We start from the raw sequence: 17716 nt of genomic DNA, 5'->3' as shown, positions 1-17716 counted from the left end.
GGCAGTGCCCCGGGCCAGGTGGGCCCGGGGCACTGCCGCGTGGGGGAGGGGTGGGGGTCTCGGCGGGCCGTGCTCAGGCCTGCTGGTCCTCGGGCAGGGTGATCACCCAGCGGGTGTCCTGGCGGGGGCGCAGGTAGAACAGCCAGTAGAGGGTGGCGACGGCGGTGATGCCGCCGGTCCACAGCAGGGGCACGGTGTCCAGCTGCGTGATGATGTAGACCAGCACGGCGATCAGGACCGCCGGGACGGCCGGCCAGAGCGGCATCCGCCAGGCGGCGGCGTGCTTGTGGTGCTTGCGGCGCGACAGCAGCGCGGCGATCGCGACCAGCAGGTACATCCCGGTGACGGCGACGCCGGTGATCTCGCTCAGCAGCTCGCCCTTGACGAAGCAGAGCGCGGCGCCCGGCAGGCCGACGGCCAGGGTGGCCACCCACGGCGAGCCGAACCGGCCCAGCGTGGAGAAGGCCTTGTTGACCGGCTCGGGCCAGGCCTTGTCGCGGGCCGAGGCGAACAGGACCCGGGAGTTCTGGATGACCATGACGATGCCGGCGTTGATGATCGCCAGCGCCACGCAGAGGCTGATGAAGGTGCCGACGGCGGAGTTGCTCCACGAGGTGACCAGGCCGGAGATGTCGCCGGAGGTCAGGGTCGCCAGGTCGGGGGCGCCCATGGTGATCGCGGCGACCGGGATCAGGATGACCGCGGCGGAGATGCCGAGGGTCCACAGCACGGTGCGCGAGACGTTGCGACGCGGGTTCTCCAGCTCCTCGGAGAGGTAGACCGCGGTGGAGAAGCCCTGGGTGATGAAGAGCGCGATGCCGAGCGCGCCGACGATGGCGCCGATGCTCACCGTGGTGGTGGCACCGCCGTCGCCGGTGACCACCCCGTGCAGCAGGCTGGGCGCGTCGCCGTTGGCGTGGGCGAAGCCGAGCACCGAGACGACCCCGGCGGCGATGACCTCCAGGACCAGGAAGACGCCGGTGATCCAGGCGTTGGCGCGCAGGTCCAGCAGACCGGCCAGGGTGGCGGCCAGCATCACCGCGGCGCCGGCGATCGGCTTGTCGACGTGCAGGACCGGGGCGAGGTAGTCGGCCGTACCGAGGGCGATCACCGAGGGGACGATCAGCACCACGATCAGCGAGAGCACGAAGACCAGCCAGCCGGCGAGGCGTCCGGCCAGGGTGCCGACCATCGCGTACTCGCCGCCGGCGCTGGGGATCAGGGTGCCGAGCTCGGAGTAGCAGAAGGCGACCGCGATGCACAGTACCGAGCCGATCGCGATGGCCAGTGCGGTGGCGCTGCCGATGCTGGAGAACAGCTCCGGAACGATCACGAAGAGCGTGGAGGCCGGGGTGACGCAGGAGAGCGTGAGCAGGGTCCCGCCCACGACGCCGATGGAGCGCTTGAGCGTCTGGGGGGAGGCGGCGCCCTGGTCCGCCGCAGTGGGGGCTACGGCGAGTGGCGGGCGAAGCGTGTCGGTCATGTGGCTTCCGATCGGCTCTGTGCGGTCCTGGAGAGGGAGCGGTATCGCCTCCGCTGGCTTGCTGCTGTGGGGTTCTGGTCCTTCGCTCCCGGGCCGTCATGGAACCTTGGCCGTAATGACTGCGTCAATGGCGGAAATGCTTCGGAATCCGTTGCAGTGAAGGGCATAAACATGCGATCTGATGATCACATACGGTCATTATCACGTATGTCCGACTTGTTACCTTCGCCACCTGGCGCTTGAATCCAAGGTGAACTGCGGGTTACGTGCTCTCATTCCAAGGCTTTTGGCCGACTTGGAGGCAAGTCACCCAGGCGGGGCTTCGGCGCCCACCGCCGCCCGCCGGGGGTGCGGGAACCGCAGCCCGGAGCCGGAAAGATCTAGGTAACGTTTCAGCAGCTGGACGCGAAAGGGGTCGGGCCCCCTGGGACCCCGACCCCTTCGATCACTTTCCGTGACCACCGCCGACGGCGGCCGCGCCTACTACGTCGACGGCAGCCAGCCCGTCTGCACCATCTGACCGCTGGTGATCCGGCGCGAGACGAACACGCCCCGGCCAGGCGGCAGCGGCTGCGGCTTGACCGTGCCCAGCAGCGCGCCCTCGTCCTTGTTGCCGGAGAGGATCACGCCCTGGCCGCCCAGCTCCCGCATCCGCTGCATCACCGGCTCGTAGAGCGAGCGACCGGCGCCGCCCGCGCTGCGCGCGATGATCACGCGCAGGCCGATGTCCCGGGCGAACGGCAGGAACTCGGCCAGCGGCGCCAGCGGATTGCCCGAACCGGTCGCCACCAGCTCGTAGTCGTCCACGATCACGAACATGTCCTTGCCGCTGTACCAGCTGCGGTTGCGCAGCTGCTCGGCGGTCACGTCCGGGCCCGGCAGACGGCGCGAGCACGCCCCGCGCAGCATCTCCACGATGCTCGTCATGGCCGGCTGCGCCGCCGCGTACTCGACCAGGTACTCCTGCGGCACCGTACCGAGCAGCGCGCGCCGGTAGTCGCCGACCACGATGCCGGCCTGGTCCGGGGTGTACCGCTCGGTGATCTGCTTGATCAGCATCCGCAGGGTCGCCGACTTACCGGACTCGGTGTCGCCGAAGACGATGAACAGCGGATCCGTCTCGAAGTTGACGAACGCCGGCGCCAGCTCGACCTCGTCCACACCGAAGGCCACACCGCGCTCCGGGTACTCGAAGCCCTTCGGCAGCGAGTGCCCGTCCAGCACCGCCGGCAGCATCCGGACCTGCGGGGCGCGCGGGCCCGTCCAGGCCGCGTTGACGGCGGCGACCAGCGCGGTCACCCCGTCCTGCAGGTCCTCCACCGAGGACGAGCCGTCCAGCCGGGGCAGGCCGGAGAGGAAGTGCAGCTTGCCGGAGGTGACACCGCGCCCCGGCAGGGCCGGGACGTTCTGCGCCACCCGGCGGTCCACCTCGGACTCCATCGCGTCACCGAGCTTGAGCTCGGTCCGGTTCTGCAGCAGGTCCTTCAGTGCCGGGCGGACCTCCGCGTAGCGGGCCGCCGTGACGATCAGGTGGACGCCGTAACCGAGACCGCGCTGGGCGATGTCCCCGATCACCGGCTCCAGCATCTCGAACTCCTGCTTGAAGGTGTTCCAGCCGTCGATCATCAGGAAGACGTCGCCGAACTGCTCGTCCGGCAGCTGACCGTTGGCCCGCCGGGCCCGGTAGGTCGCGATGGAGTCGATCCCGGTCGCCCGGAACAGCTCCTCGCGCCGGTTCAGCACCCCGTGCACCTCGCTGATCATCCGGCGCACCTTCTCGGCGTCCAGACGGCCGGCCACCCCGCCGACGTGCGGCAGGTCCTGCAGCGACTGGAAGCCGCCGCCACCGAAGTCCAGCAGGTAGAACTGCGCCTCCAGCGGCGTGTGGGTGAGCGCGAACCCGGCCACCGTGGTGCGCACCATCGTCGACTTGCCGGACCGCGGACCACCCACGATCAGCCCGTGACCGGCCGCCCCCGAGTAGTCCTGGTGCAGCACGTCGCGGCGCTGCTCGCGCGGCCGGTCCACGATGCCGACCGGCACGTTCAGCCGGCCCAGCGCCCCGAACCCGGGCGAGGTCAGACCGCGCTCCGCGGTCGCCTGCAGCGGCGGCAGCAGCTGGTCCACGCTCGGCGCCTCGTCCAGCGGCGGCAGCCACACCTGGTGCGCGGCCGGGCCCTGTCCCGCCATCCGCTGCACGAAGACGTCCAGCACGGTGTCGACCAGGGCGTCGTCCTGCTCCTCGATCTCCGGCTCCACCTCCTGCACCAGTGGCTCCAGCACCGGCACCTCGGCCGCGGTGAACAGCACCGGCTGCGCCGTCACCAGCCGTCCGCCGGTCGACCGCTGCTGCCCCGGCGCCCGGTACGGCCCCGAGACGTACGCGGCCTTGAACCGGTCCATCACGTCGGTGCCGAACTTCAGGTAGCCGACACCCGGCACCGGCGGCAGGTGGTACGCGTCCGGCACACCGATCGCCGCCCGCGACTCGGCCGCCGAGAAGGTGCGCAGACCGATCCGGTAGGACAGGTAGGTGTCCAGACCGCGCAGCTTGCCCTCTTCCAGGCGCTGCGAGGCCAGCAGCAGGTGCACACCCAGCGAACGGCCGATCCGGCCGATCTGGATGAACATGTCGATGAAGTCCGGCTTCGCCGTCAGCAGCTCGGAGAACTCGTCGATGATCAGCACCAGCGACGGCAGCGGGTCCAGCGCGGCACCCGCCGCACGGGCCCGCTCGTACTCGTTCAGGTTGGCGTAGTTGCCGGCCGAGCGCAGCAGCTCCTGCCGGCGGTTCATCTCGCCCTCGATCGCGTCGCGCATGCGGTCGACCAGGGTGAGCTCGCCCTCCAGGTTGGTGATCACCGCCGAGGTGTGCGGCATGTCCGCCATCCCGGCGAAGGTCGCACCACCCTTGAAGTCCGCGAGGACGAAGTTCAGCGTCTCCGAGGAGTGCGTCATCGCCAGGCCGAGCACCAGGGTGCGCAGCAGCTCCGACTTGCCGGAGCCGGTCGCGCCGACGCAGAGGCCGTGCGGGCCCATGCCTTCGAGCGCGGCCTCCTTGATGTCCAGGTAGACGTGCTCGCCGCCGGCCCCGACGCCGATCGGCACCCGCAGCTTCTCGTGCTGCGCCCGTGTCCGCCAGCTGCGCGTGACGTCGAACGAGCCCGGGTCGCCCGAGTTCATCAGGTCGGTGAAGTCCAGGTTGGACAGCAGCGGTTCGTCGTCGCCGCCGGCCGAGATCCGGTACGGCGCCAGCTGACGGGCCAGCGCCTCGGACTGCCAGGTGGAGAGCGTGTCCGGCGTGCCGGTGTACGTCGCCCCCGAGGCCGAGCGCAGCACCAGCTCGTCCGGCGTCACCGTGACGATCAGGTGGCCGGTCGGCTCGTCCAGATCGCCCGGGACCACCTCGACGATGGTCACCCCGTGCACGCCCTCCGCGCCCGCCAGCAGCGAGTCGTGCGGAACGGACGCGCCGTCCATGACGACGATGATGTGCGGCTGGTCGGAGGACGGCGCGGCGTCGCGCACGAAGCGCTGGCGGCCCGCCAGTTCGTCCTGGAGCAGGTACTCCAGCTCACCGAGGCCGGTCGCGATCAGCCGGCGCGAACCCGCGCCGTCACTGTCCTTGCGGTGCTGGTTGTGCGGGAGCCACTTGGTCCACTCCCACTCCTCCACCGCGCCCGGCGCCGCGGCCACCGTGACCAGCAGGTCGTCCGGTGAGTGCAGCGTCGTCAACTGGGCGATCATCGCCCGGACGTTGCCGTACACGGTGTCCGGGTCGCCGCACACCGTGATGTGGTAGAAGGCGCGCAGCGAGACCGCCAACGGCAGGTCCTGCAGCGTGCCGTGGGCCTTCAGGAAGGTGTGCATGGCTGCCGCGGAGAGCGGCTCCAGCTCCTCCATCGGCGCCGTCTGCGGTGCCACCAGCGGAGTCGACAGCTGGACCGGCCCCCGGCCGACCCGGATCTGGGCGAAGTCCGCGTCCGCGGTGCGCCGTTCCCAGAGCCGGCGGCCGTCCGCGACGATCGACCAGAGCTGGTCCGGCTCCGGGTTCAGGAACAGCTGCGCGCCGCGCTGGCGCTCCGCCGTCCGGCGCACCTGGCGGCGCATCTGCTGCAGGTACTTGAGATAGTCCCGCCGCTCGTCGGCGGTGGCGGTCGAACCGCCCTTGCGCGCCCGCATGATCTGCGCCAGCGCCATGCCGACCGTCGAGACGATCATCAGGCCACCCATGATCTTCATGGGGGCCTGCGCGCCGGGCGAGAAGAAGAACACCGCCGAGCCGCCCATGCCGAGCATCGGCAGGATGCTCATCACCCAGTCCTCGCCGCCCGAGCGGGGCAGTTCGGGCGGGGTGACCAACTCCACCGGTTCGTCCGGCACCGCCGGGGGATAGGCACGCGCAGGGCGCTTGACCGTGATCACACTCATGCGCACCCCACCCCGCGGTTTCGAACGGTCTGATCGTTCACTTCGGCATCAGCCCTCACGCAACTGGATACGTACGGGTGAGGGCGCCCCGTATGACGCCGCCCCCGCTCCGCCGACCGCAGGCACCCGGGGAGGAGCGCGGCCCCTGCCCCCGTCGCCTTGCGCAGGGGCCGATCCTACTGGGGCCCGTCCCGGCGGATCAGCCAGGGCGCCCCCGCAGTGGCCGCCGACCCCGCCGGCCGCCGCCGGACACCGCTCCACCGGCCCCTGCGCGGTGGCGGGCGGGAACGGAACGGGTAGGGTAACGCCGCGCCAACTCATGGCCGGATCGAGTCAGTTCCAGCCCGGCCGGCACGCGCCAGCAGCCAGAACGACCGCCGCGGGTAGAGCGGCACCGTCAACAAGGGGGAGCGCCCAGTGCGTCGAGCGATCGAGGGGTGCGCAGTGAGCGAGCGAAGCGAGCCACTCGTCAAGGAAGCGCGTCGTGCTCGGCACGCGCGGAGCGTCGGCGAGGTGCGGGCATGAGCGCCTCCGCCACCACCGGCTTCTGCCGGGTCACCGTCGTCGCCCCGGACAGCCGGATCGACGTCGCCCTGCCCGAGGACGTCCCGCTCGCCGACGTCTACCCCGAGGTGCTGCGGCTCTCCGGGCAGACCCAGCCCGACGGCGCCCCGACCGGCTTCCACCTGGTCCGCCGCGACGGCACCGTGCTCGACAGCGGCCTGCCGCTCGCCGCGCAGCAGGTCCGCGACGGCGACCTGCTCAGCCTGCGACCCTTCGCCGAGTCGCTGCCGCCGGCCGTCTACGACGACGTCGCCGACGCCATCGCCACCGCCGTCGAGGCCGACCGCCGGTTCTGGAGCCCCGAGTTGATGCGGGCCTTCGGCCTGATCGGCGCCGGCGTGCTGCTCACCCTGCTCGGCTTCGCGCTCTGGTTCTCCGACCTGCGCCACGACATGCACGGCCTGCCCGGCGTCCTCTCCGGCGTCATCGCCGTCGTGCTCACCGCCCTGGCCGGCGTCCGCGCCCGGGTGTACCAGGACGCCTGGGCGGCGCTCGCGCTCGGCCTCGGCGCGCTGCCGCACGCCCTGATCGGCGGCAGCGGCGTCATCGCCGTCGCCCACAAGTGGGAGGGACCGGGCCGGCTCCAGTTCCTCACCGGCTGCGTCGCCGTCCTGGTGATCGCCGTCCTGCTGGTCGGCCTGCTGCCCGAGAAGGACTCGCTGTTCGTCGCCGCGGCCTTCCTGGCCGCCGCCGGCGCGCTGGCCACCTTCGCCGCCGTGCTGCTGCCCGCGACCCCGGCCAACCACATCGCCGCCGTCACCGGCGTCGCCGCCGTCGCCGTGATCGGCTTCCTGCCGAGCCTCTCCGCCCGCTTCGCCCGGCTGCCGGTCGGCTTCAGCGCCCCCGGCCAGACCCGCACCCGCAGCCGCGACTACGACGAGGAGGCCGGCCGCGCCGAGGCCGTCCAGTACGAGCGCATCGCCCACCAGGCCCGCCGCGGCCACGAGGTGCTGGTCGGCCTGGTCGGCGGCTGCGCCGCGGTGATCGTCGGCGCCTGCGCCGTCCTCGGCTTCACCGACGAGCTCTTCCCGGAGCTGCTCGCCCTCACCCTCGGCATCGCCACCATGCTGCGCGCCCGGCTGTTCCGCTACACCGCGCAGGTCTTCAGCCTCACCATCGCCGGCCTGCTCGGCCTGTCGCTGCTGATCGTCGGCCTCTCGCTGCACACGCCGCTGTTCATCCTGAAGGCCGCCAGCTCCACCGAGGTGGACCTGCGCACCATCTGGCTGGCCGCCTCGATCGCCTTCGGCGCCGCGGTGCTCACCGCGATCGCCCTGGTGGTGCCCCGGCTCGGCGTCTCGCCGTTCTGGGGGCGCATCCTGGACCTGGTCGACAGCCTCACCCTGATCGCCCTCGTACCGCTGGCGCTGGGCGTGCTGGAGGTCTACGCCCTGGTGCGCGGCGCGACCGGCTGACCGGCCGCGCCGGGCACACTGGTACGCTTGCCCTTCGAGTGCAGCAGGGCGTCCGCCCCACGCGGGTCGCCGACCGCCGGCCGCACTCAGTCACGACACCGAGTTCTCACAGAGTCCTGTGCCGTAGACCAGGCCCGCTCGGAATCACCTCAAAGGAGTTGCAGTGGCTCTCGCCTCTGACGTCAAGAAGCAGATCTTCGCCGAGTTCGGCCAGAAGGAGGGCGACACCGGCTCCCCCGAGGTCCAGGTCGCCATGCTCTCGCGCCGCATCTCGGACCTGACCGAGCACCTCAAGACCCACAAGCACGACCACCACTCGCGTCGTGGCCTGCTGATCCTGGTCGGCCAGCGCCGCCGCCTGCTGCAGTACCTGGCCAAGAAGGACATCGAGCGTTTCCGTACGCTCGTCGACCGCCTGGGCATCCGCCGCGGTGCCGCCGGTGGCGCCCGCTAAGACCGCCGCTCGGGGCGGCTCCCCACACCGGGGAGCCGCCCCTCGCGCGTATGCCGCGGTCGGTGACCCGCGGCGCCCGGACCACAACGACCGCGCATAACAACTCGCGCGCACCTCCCCTGGTGGCCGAGGATTGCACCGTAGGGTTGTGGGCATGCCGGGTGATGGCGCGACACCGCGCCACCCAGGCGAAAGACCCCGACCCCCCGCGGGACGAAGGCTTCAAACGGAAGCCGCCCGCATCCGAGAGAGCGTCCAGACGCGGACCGCCCGCCCCGGCCCGGCAGCCGAGAGGCGCCGGTCCTCGGTAGTGGCCGCCGGAAGCCCCGCAGACCGAGCGGGGCCCACCGGAGGCTTCGATCGAAGACCGGCCCGACTGCCTTCCTCTGCGAAAGAGGACCAAGGGCCACCGGCAGCGATGCGCGGGGGCGCTCTCCCGGAGACGTACGAAAGAGGAGATCTTCCAGGTGGAAGAGAACGTGTTCTACGCCGAAGCCGTGATCGACAACGGTTCCTTCGGCACCCGCACCATCCGTTTCGAGACCGGCCGTCTGGCCCGTCAGGCCGCCGGCTCCGCCGTGGCCTACCTGGACGACGACACCATGGTGCTGTCGGCCACCAGCGCGTCCAAGCAGCCGAAGGAGCACTTCGACTTCTTCCCGCTGACCGTGGACGTCGAGGAGCGGATGTACGCCGCCGGCCGCATCCCCGGCTCGTTCTTCCGTCGTGAGGGCCGGCCCTCCGAGGACGCGATCCTCACCTGCCGCCTGATCGACCGCCCGCTGCGCCCGTCCTTCGTCAAGGGCCTGCGCAACGAGATCCAGGTCGTCGTCACCGTGATGGCGCTCAACCCGGATCACCTGTACGACGTGGTGGCCATCAACGCCGCCTCCGCCTCCACCCAGCTGGCGGGCCTGCCGTTCTCCGGTCCGATCGGTGGCGTCCGCGTCGCGCTGATCAAGGGCCAGTGGGTGGCCTTCCCGACCCACTCCGAGCTGGAGTCGGCCGTCTTCGACATGGTCGTCGCCGGCCGCGTCCTGCCGGACGGCGACGTCGCGATCATGATGGTCGAGGCCGAGGCCACCGACAAGACCATCAAGCTGGTCGAGGGCGGCGCCGAGGCGCCGACCGAGGACGTCGTCGCCGCCGGTCTGGACGCCGCGAAGCCGTTCATCAAGGTGCTCTGCGCCGCGCAGTCCCAGCTGGCCGCCCAGGCCGCCAAGCCCACCGGCGAGTTCCCGGTCTTCCTGGACTACCAGGACGACGTGCTCGCCGCCCTGACCGCCGCGGTCAAGGACGAGCTGGCCCAGGCGCTCACCATCCCGGGCAAGCAGGAGCGCAACAACGAGCTGGACCGCGTCAAGGCGATCGCCGCCGAGAAGCTCCTCCCGGAGTTCGAGGGTCGCGAGAAGGAGATCAGCGCCGCGTACAACGCGCTGACCAAGAAGGTCGTGCGCGAGCGCGTCATCAAGGACAAGGTCCGCATCGACGGCCGCGGTGTCACCGACATCCGCACCCTGGCCGCCGAGGTCGAGGCCATCCCGCGCGTCCACGGCTCGGCCCTGTTCGAGCGCGGCGAGACCCAGATCCTGGGTGTCACCACGCTGAACATGCTGCGCATGGAGCAGCAGCTGGACACGCTCTCCCCGGAGACACGTCGCCGCTACATGCACAACTACAACTTCCCGCCGTACTCGGTCGGCGAGACCGGCCGCGTGGGCTCGCCCAAGCGCCGCGAGATCGGCCACGGCGCGCTGGCGGAACGGGCGATCCTGCCCGTGCTGCCGACCCGCGAGGAGTTCCCCTACGCGATCCGCCAGGTCTCCGAGGCGCTGAGCTCCAACGGCTCCACCTCGATGGGCTCGGTCTGCGCCTCCACCATGTCGCTGCTGAACGCCGGTGTGCCGCTGAAGGCCGCCGTCGCCGGTATCGCGATGGGCCTGATCTCGCAGGAGATCGACGGTGAGACGCACTACGTCGCGCTGACCGACATCCTGGGCGCCGAGGACGCGTACGGCGACATGGACTTCAAGGTCGCCGGTACCCGCAACTTCATCACCGCGCTGCAGCTGGACACCAAGCTGAACGGCATCCCGGCCTCCGTTCTGGCCGCCGCGCTGAAGCAGGCCAAGGACGCCCGCCTGCACATCCTCGACGTGATGAACGAGGCCATCGACGCGCCCGACGAGATGTCGCCGAACGCGCCGCGCATCATCACCATCAAGATCCCGGTGGACAAGATCGGTGAGGTCATCGGCCCCAAGGGCAAGATGATCAACCAGATCCAGGAGGACACCGGCGCGGACATCACCATCGAGGACGACGGCACCATCTACATCGGTGCGGTCGACGGTCCCTCGGCGGAGGCTGCCCGTACGACGATCAACCAGATCGCCAACCCGACCATGCCGGAGGTCGGCGAGCGCTACCTGGGCACCGTGGTGAAGACCACGACGTTCGGCGCGTTCGTTTCGCTCATGCCGGGCAAGGACGGCCTGCTGCACATCTCGCAGATCCGCAAGCTGGCCGGTGGCAAGCGCGTGGAGAACGTCGAGGACGTGCTCGCGGTCGGCGCCAAGGTCCAGGTCGAGATCGCCGAGATCGACCCGCGTGGCAAGCTCTCGCTGATCCCGGTCGTCGAGGGCGAGGAGGGCGGCGAGGCCGCTTCCGAGTGAAGCGCCGCTAGCCCCCCGGTTCGATAGAAGCGGCCGCGGCCCGCACGCCCCGTCGGCGTGCGGGCCGCACCCTGTTGTTGCACATGCTTTCTACGGAGGTACACCCCGTGGCCCAGGCCTCGGCGGCGAAGCAGCGCCCCGGCACCACCCGGACCCTGCTCAAGGGCGTGGACGGCGCCGGCACGGTGCGCCGCACCGTCCTCCCCGGCGGCCTGCGGGTCGTCACCGAGACCCTGCCGACGGTGCGCTCCGCGACCTTCGGCATCTGGGTCGGCGTCGGCTCGCGGGACGAGACCCCGCAGCTCAACGGAGCCACCCACTACCTGGAGCACCTGCTCTTCAAGGGCACCGAGCGGCGCAGCGCGCTGGACATCTCGGCGGCCCTGGACGCGGTCGGCGGCGAGATGAACGCCTTCACCGCGAAGGAGAACACCTGCTACTACGCCAGGGTGCTCGACACCGACCTGCCGCTCGCCATCGACGTGGTCTGCGACATGCTCACCGGCTCGCTGATCCGCCCGGAGGACGTCGAGGCGGAGCGCGGCGTCATCCTGGAGGAGATGGCGATGGCCGAGGACGACCCGGGCGACGTGGTGCACGACCTCTTCGCCAAGGTGATCTTCGGCAGCGGCCCGCTCGGCCGCCCGATCCTCGGGACCCAGGAGACCGTGAAGGGCCTCACCCGCGACCAGATCGCCGGGTTCTTCCACCGCCGCTACAAGCCCGAGCACCTGGTCGTCGCCGCGGCCGGCAACCTCGACCACCGCAAGGTGGTCCGGCAGGTCGAGCGGGCCTTCGCCCCGCTGCTGGCGCGCTCCACCGCCGAGCCCGCCGAGGCCCGGCGCGGCGTCAAGGCGCTGCGCACGGCCGGCAGGGTCGAGGTGCTCAACCGCTCCACCGAGCAGGCCCACCTGGTGCTCGGCGTGCCCGGCGTGCCGCGCCACGACGAGCGCCGCTGGGCGATGGGCGTGCTGAACGCGGCGCTCGGCGGCGGGATGAGCTCGCGGCTGTTCCAGGAGGTCCGGGAGAAGCGCGGCCTGGCGTACTCGGTGTACTCGTACTCCTCCTCCTACGCGGACAGCGGCCTGTTCGGCATCTACGCCGGCTGTCAGCCCAAGCGTGTCGAGGAGGTGCTGCGGATCTGCCGTGAGGAGCTCGCCAAGGTGGTCGCCGACGGCATCACCGAGGAGGAGCTGCACCGGGCGATCGGCCAGATCTCCGGCTCCACCGTGCTCGGCATGGAGGACACCGGCTCCCTGATGAACCGGATCGGCAAGGCCGAGCTGAGCTACGGCCACCACCTCTCGGTGGACGACATGCTGGCGAGGATCGCGGCCGTCACCCTGGACGACGTCCACGCGGTGGCCCGTGATGTGCTGGGCGCGTACCGGCCCTCGCTGGCGCTGATCGGCCCGATCAACGACAAGCGGGCCGCCCGGCTCGCCGACCTGCTGGTCTGAAGGGACTTCTCACCATGACGCTGCGCGTCGCCGTCATCGGCGCCAAGGGCCGGATCGGCTCCGAGGCGGTCAAGGCCGTCGAGGCCGCCCCGGACATGGAGCTGGTCGCCGCGCTGGGTCGGGGCTCCGACCTGGAGGAGCTGACCGAGGCCGGCGTCCAGGTCGCCGTCGAGCTCACGCATCCGGACTCCGTGATGCGCAACCTCGACTTCTGCGTCCACAGCGGCATCCACGTGGTCACCGGGACCACCGGCTGGGACGACGCCCGGCTGGCCGAGCTGGAGCACTGGCTGCACCCGGCCGAGGCCACCGGCCGGCCGCCGCTGCCCGTCGGCGTGCTGATCGCGCCGAACTTCTCGCTCGGCGCCGTGCTGGGCATGAAGTTCGCCCAGACCGCCGCCAGGTACTTCGAGTCGGTCGAGGTCGTCGAGCTGCACCACGACCGCAAGGCCGACGCGCCGAGCGGCACGGCCACCCGCACCGCCCAGCTGATCGCCGCCGCCCGCGCCGAGGCCGGCCGCCCGCCGCAGCAGGATCCGACCACGCACAGCCTCCCCGGGGCCCGCGGCGCGGACGTGGACGGGGTGCCGGTGCACGCCGTCCGGCTGCGCGGGCTGCTCGCCCACCAGCAGGTGATGTTCGGCGACACCGGTGAGACCCTCACCATCCGGCACGACTCGCTGCACCACAGCAGCTTCATGCCGGGCATCCTGCTGGGCGTGCGCAAGGTCGTGGAGAACCACGGGCTCACCGTGGGCCTCGAGAACTTCCTGGACCTGTGAGCCCCGGATGACCTCTCGTACCGGCTTCCTCGTCCTCTCCGGCGTGCTGTTGCTGGTGGCCCTGGTCTGCGTCGGCGAGGGCGTCCAGCTCATCGCCACCGGCAAGCCGCTCGGCATCGGCCTGGGCCTGTGCGCCTTCGTCGTCCCGCCGATCGGGGTCTGGTTCCTGCGCCAGACCATCCGCTTCGGCCGGGCCAGCGAGCGGCTCGCCCGCGAGCTGGAGGCCGAGGGCGGCCTGCCGGTGGACGAGTTGAAGCGCACCGCCGGCGGGCGGATCGACCGGGACTCGGCCGACGCGGTGTTCGCGCGCCGCAAGGCCGAGGCGGAGTCGTCGCCCGGCGACTGGCGGGTCTTCTTCCGCCTCGCGGTGGCGTACGCCGACGCCGGCGACACCCCGCGCGCCCGCAAGACCATGCAGCACGCGATCCGGCTGCACAGCACAACAGAACCCGCAAGGAGTACCGCGTGACCGACGAACCTACGGCCCCCCAGTTCCGCAGCGATGTCACCGTGGAGCTGGTCCGCAGCGCCGCCGCCGACTCGGACGTCATCTGGGCGGCCCGGGTCTCGACGGCCGGGGAGCAGTCCCTGGAGGCGTTGCAGCAGGACCCGGAGAAGTCCAAGGGCCTGATCAACTACCTGATGCGGGACCGGCACGGCACGCCGTTCGAGCACAACTCGATGACCTTCTTCATCAGTGCGCCGATCTTCGTCTTCCGGGAGTTCCACCGCCACCGCAGCGGCTGGTCGTACAACGAGGAGTCCGGGCGCTACCGCGAGCTGCAGCCGGTCTTCTACGTGCCCGCGGAGGAGCGCAAGCTCGTCCAGCAGGGCCGTCCGGGCCGGTACGAGTTCGTCGACGGGACCCCGGAGCAGCACGAGACCGTCACCGGGGCGATGGAGGCGGCGTACCGTGAGGCGTACGACCGCTACCAGGAGATGCTGGCGGCCGGCGTCGCCCGCGAGGTGGCCCGGGCGGTGCTGCCGGTGGGTCTGTTCTCCTCGATGTACGCGACCTGCAACTCGCGCTCGCTGATGCACTTCCTGTCGCTGCGGACCAAGAAGGAGAACGCGGCCGTGCCGTCGTTCCCGCAGCGCGAGATCGAGATGGTCGCCGAGCAGATGGAGGAGCAGTGGGCCCGGCTCATGCCGCTCACCCATGCGGCCTTCGAGAAGCACGGCCGGGTCGCCCCCTGACCTGGGGCGACAGGCATATGGACGGTTTGCCGGACATGTCTGGATTGCGGCTTTTCTAGCCGCTCCCTACGCTCGTGACACGGATTCCGGTGCTGCATGAACCCCCGAGCATGCAGCACCGGAATCCCACGTCCGTGCCGCTCCGCGCGCCACACCTGTCCGAACCCTGGACCGGCTGGGGTACCGCCCCACCGCCTACGAGTAGTTTTGGACGCATGGCTCCGACCTCCACCCCCCAGACGCCGTTCGGCCGGGTCCTGACCGCGATGGTGACCCCGTTCACCGCTGACGGCGGGCTCGACCTCGACGGCGCGCAGCGCCTCGCCGCACATCTCGTCGACGCAGGCAACGACGGCCTCGTCGTCAACGGCACCACCGGTGAGTCCCCGACCACCAGCGACGCCGAGAAGTCCCGGCTCGTCCGCGCCGTCGTGGAAGCGGTGGGGGACCGCGCCCACGTGGTGGCCGGCGTCGGCACCAACGACACCCACCACAGCGCCGACCTGGCCCGCCAGGCCGAGGCGGCCGGAGCACACGGCCTGCTGGTCGTCACGCCGTACTACAGCAAGCCCCCGCAGGAGGGCCTGTACCGGCACACCACGCACATCGCGGACGCCACCGGCCTGCCGGTCATGCTCTACGACATCCCCGGCCGCAGCGGTGTCGCACTGAGCCACGAGACGCTGGTCCGGCTCGGCGAGCACCCGCGGATCGTCGCCAACAAGGACGCCAAGGGCGACCTCGGCGCCGCCGCCTGGGCCATCGCCCGCTGCGACCTGGCCTGGTACTCCGGCGACGACATCCTCAACCTGCCGCTGCTCTCCGTCGGCGCCGCCGGCGTGGTCAGCGTGGTCGGGCACGTGGTCGCCGGGGAGCTGCGCAGCATGGTCGACGCCTACCTGGGCGGCGATGTGGCCAAGGCCACGGCGATCCACCAGAGCCTGCTGCCGGTCTTCAGCGGTATGTTCCGCACGCAGGGTGTCATCCTCACCAAGGCGGCCCTGGAGCTCCAGGGCCTGCCGGCCGGACCGCTCCGGCTGCCGCTGGTGGGCGCGACTTCCGAGGAGATCGCGCAATTGAAGAAGGATCTCGCCGCCGGCGGGGTACACCTGTAACAGACAAGACGTGCGCGCCCCGGCTCGCCGGGCCTCCCAGGAGGTCTGCCGCTGGACCGGAACGAAGGCGCGAGAGCACCGACCCAGTAGGAAACCGACACTGAGTACGCACGCCATATGTCTCTTGGGGGAGGACCCCGGGCATGTGGCGTGCGTCGTGAGGAGAGTCTTTTGAGCCACCCGCATCCCGAACTCGGCGCGCCCCCGGCCCTCAAGGAGGGTGCCCTGCGGATTACCCCGCTCGGCGGCCTCGGCGAGATCGGCCGCAACATGACGATCCTCGAATTCGGGGAGCGCATTCTGATCGTCGACTGCGGCGTCCTCTTCCCCGAGGACGAGCAGCCCGGCGTCGACCTGATCCTCCCGGACTTCAGCTACATCCGGGACCGGCTCGACAAGGTCGACGGCATCGTGCTGACCCACGGGCACGAGGACCACATCGGTGCCGTCCCGTACCTGCTCCGGGAGAACCCGGACATCCCGCTGATCGGTTCCAAGCTCACCCTCGCCCTGATCGAGGCCAAGCTGGCCGAGCACCGGATCCGGCCGTACGTGCTGGAGGTCAAGGAGGGCGACCGCGAGCGGATCGGCCCCTTCGACTGCCAGTTCATCGCGGTCAACCACTCCATCCCGGACGCGCTGGCCGTCGCCGTGCGCACGCCCGCCGGCATGGTGGTCGCCACCGGCGACTTCAAGATGGACCAGCTGCCGCTCGACGGCCGCCTCACCGACCTCCCGGCCTTCGCCAAGCTGGCCGAGGAGGGCATGGACCTGCTGCTGGTGGACTCCACCAACGCCGAGGTCCCCGGCTTCATCCCGTCCGAGCGGGACATCTCGGCCGCGCTGCGAAACGTTTTCGCGAACGCCGACAAGCGCATCATCGTGGCGTCCTTCGCGAGCCACGTGCACCGCATCCAGCAGGTGCTGGACGCCGCGCACGAGTACAAGCGCAAGGTGGCCTTCGTCGGCCGCTCGATGGTCCGCAACATGGGCATCGCGCGCGACCTCGGGTACCTGAAGGTGCCCGGCAACATGGTCGTCGACGTCAAGCAGCTGGACGACCTGCCGGACAAGGACGTCGTCCTGATCTGCACCGGTTCGCAGGGCGAGCCGATGGCCGCGCTGTCCCGGATGGCCAACCGCGACCACCAGATCCGCATCGTCGAGGGCGACACCGTCGTCCTGGCCTCGTCGCTGATCCCCGGCAACGAGAACGCCGTGTACCGGGTGATCAACGGCCTGACCCGCTGGGGCGCCAAGGTCGTGCACAAGGGCAACGCCAAGGTGCACGTCTCGGGCCACGCCTCGGCCGGCGAGCTGCTGTACTTCTTCAACATCTGCAAGCCGCGCAACCTGATGCCGGTCCACGGCGAATGGCGCCACCTGCGGGCGGCCGCCGACCTGGGCATCGCCACCGGCATCCCGAAGCACCGCACCGTGATCGCCGAGGACGGCGTCTGCGTCGACCTCGAGAACGGCGTCGCCCGGATCGTGGGCAAGGTGCAGGCCGGCTACGTCTACGTCGACGGCTCGTCCGTGGGCGACATCACCGAGGCCTCCCTGAAGGACCGCCGGATCCTCGGCGAGGAGGGCTTCATCTCGGTCTTCGTGGTGGTCGACTCCACCAACGGGAAGATCGTGGGCGGTCCGACCATCCAGGCCCGCGGCTCCGGCATCGACGACAACGCGTTCGTCCCGGTGGCGGCGAAGCTCCAGGAGGCACTGGACCGCTCGGCGAGCGACGGTGTCCTGGAGATCCGCCAGGTCCAGCAGCTCGTGCGCCGGACCATCGGCAAGTGGGTGGCGGACAACTACCGTCGCCGTCCGATGATCCTGCCGGTCGTCGTCGAGGTCTGAGCCCCCGCTCGACGGGCCCCTCGTCCGGTTTGACGTGGGGCGACCCGGTGCGTAATGTTCTCCGGGTTGCCCCACGGGACGGCCTGCAGGAAGTACTCGAAACGAATTTCGAGTTACGGAGCGCGGAAAACGGCCCGAGAAACTCTGCTAGAGTTCGGGAGCGCCGAAAGGCGAAAGCCGATCAGGTAAATGAAACTCCGGAAAACGGAGCGGAAAACATCTGATAAGCTTCAAACACGAAAGAACGAAGCGCCCGGAGGGCCCGCTGGAAGGCGGTCCGAAG

The 17716-nt window shown here is 70.7% G+C and carries 11 protein-coding genes; 9 read left to right on the top strand and 2 right to left on the bottom strand.

The features are described from left to right. Positions 1-73: 73 nt before the first annotated feature. Together AB0J08_RS26390 and eccCa are read right to left on the bottom strand one after the other, a co-directional pair. A complete protein-coding gene (locus AB0J08_RS26390) occupies positions 74-1483 on the bottom strand; it encodes an APC family permease (protein ID WP_360639193.1) in 1410 nt (469 codons plus the stop codon). A gap of 483 nt (positions 1484-1966) precedes the next feature. After that, the gene (eccCa, locus tag AB0J08_RS26385) at positions 1967-5914 is read right to left on the bottom strand and encodes a type VII secretion protein EccCa (RefSeq protein WP_360639190.1); all 3948 of its coding nucleotides are present in this window, start codon (positions 5912-5914) and stop codon (positions 1967-1969) included. 521 nt (positions 5915-6435) lie between these two features. Between eccCa and eccD the strand changes: the two genes are divergently transcribed. From eccD to AB0J08_RS26340, 9 genes are all read left to right on the top strand, one after another. After that, a complete protein-coding gene (gene eccD / locus AB0J08_RS26380) occupies positions 6436-7893 on the top strand; it encodes a type VII secretion integral membrane protein EccD (protein ID WP_360639187.1) in 1458 nt (485 codons plus the stop codon). A gap of 163 nt (positions 7894-8056) precedes the next feature. Then, positions 8057-8347 carry a 30S ribosomal protein S15 gene (rpsO, locus tag AB0J08_RS26375; RefSeq protein ID WP_031072625.1) on the top strand — a complete coding sequence of 97 codons (291 nt, stop codon included), beginning with the start codon at positions 8057-8059 and terminating at the stop codon, positions 8345-8347. 467 nt (positions 8348-8814) lie between these two features. Further along, positions 8815-11022, top strand: a complete 2208-nt coding sequence (locus tag AB0J08_RS26370; protein WP_329487696.1) for a polyribonucleotide nucleotidyltransferase — start codon at positions 8815-8817, stop codon at positions 11020-11022. A 107-nt stretch (positions 11023-11129) separates the two neighbouring features. Then, a complete protein-coding gene (locus AB0J08_RS26365) occupies positions 11130-12482 on the top strand; it encodes a pitrilysin family protein (RefSeq protein WP_360639184.1) in 1353 nt (450 codons plus the stop codon). Positions 12483-12496: 14 nt separating this feature from the next. Continuing rightward, complete coding sequence (gene dapB, locus AB0J08_RS26360; RefSeq protein ID WP_360639181.1) at positions 12497-13264, top strand: 4-hydroxy-tetrahydrodipicolinate reductase; 768 nt, start codon at positions 12497-12499, stop codon at positions 13262-13264. 7 nt (positions 13265-13271) lie between these two features. After that, positions 13272-13733 carry a hypothetical protein gene (locus tag AB0J08_RS26355; protein ID WP_360639178.1) on the top strand — a complete coding sequence of 154 codons (462 nt, stop codon included), beginning with the start codon at positions 13272-13274 and terminating at the stop codon, positions 13731-13733. After that, positions 13730-14461 (top strand): FAD-dependent thymidylate synthase, encoded by a 732-nt coding sequence (gene thyX, locus AB0J08_RS26350; protein ID WP_360639175.1) that lies wholly within the window; start codon positions 13730-13732, stop codon positions 14459-14461. The genes AB0J08_RS26355 and thyX overlap by 4 nt, the downstream gene beginning before the upstream one ends. A gap of 215 nt (positions 14462-14676) precedes the next feature. Continuing rightward, a complete protein-coding gene (gene dapA, locus AB0J08_RS26345) occupies positions 14677-15576 on the top strand; it encodes a 4-hydroxy-tetrahydrodipicolinate synthase (RefSeq protein WP_360639172.1) in 900 nt (299 codons plus the stop codon). A gap of 171 nt (positions 15577-15747) precedes the next feature. Then, a complete protein-coding gene (locus AB0J08_RS26340; RefSeq protein ID WP_360639169.1) occupies positions 15748-17433 on the top strand; it encodes a ribonuclease J in 1686 nt (561 codons plus the stop codon). Positions 17434-17716: the final 283 nt, after the last annotated feature.

The sequence above is a fragment of the Kitasatospora sp. NPDC050463 genome, assembly GCF_040655255.1.
Taxonomy (GTDB): Bacteria; Actinomycetota; Actinomycetes; order Streptomycetales; family Streptomycetaceae; genus Kitasatospora.
This window is presented reverse-complemented; position numbering and strand designations above follow the sequence as displayed.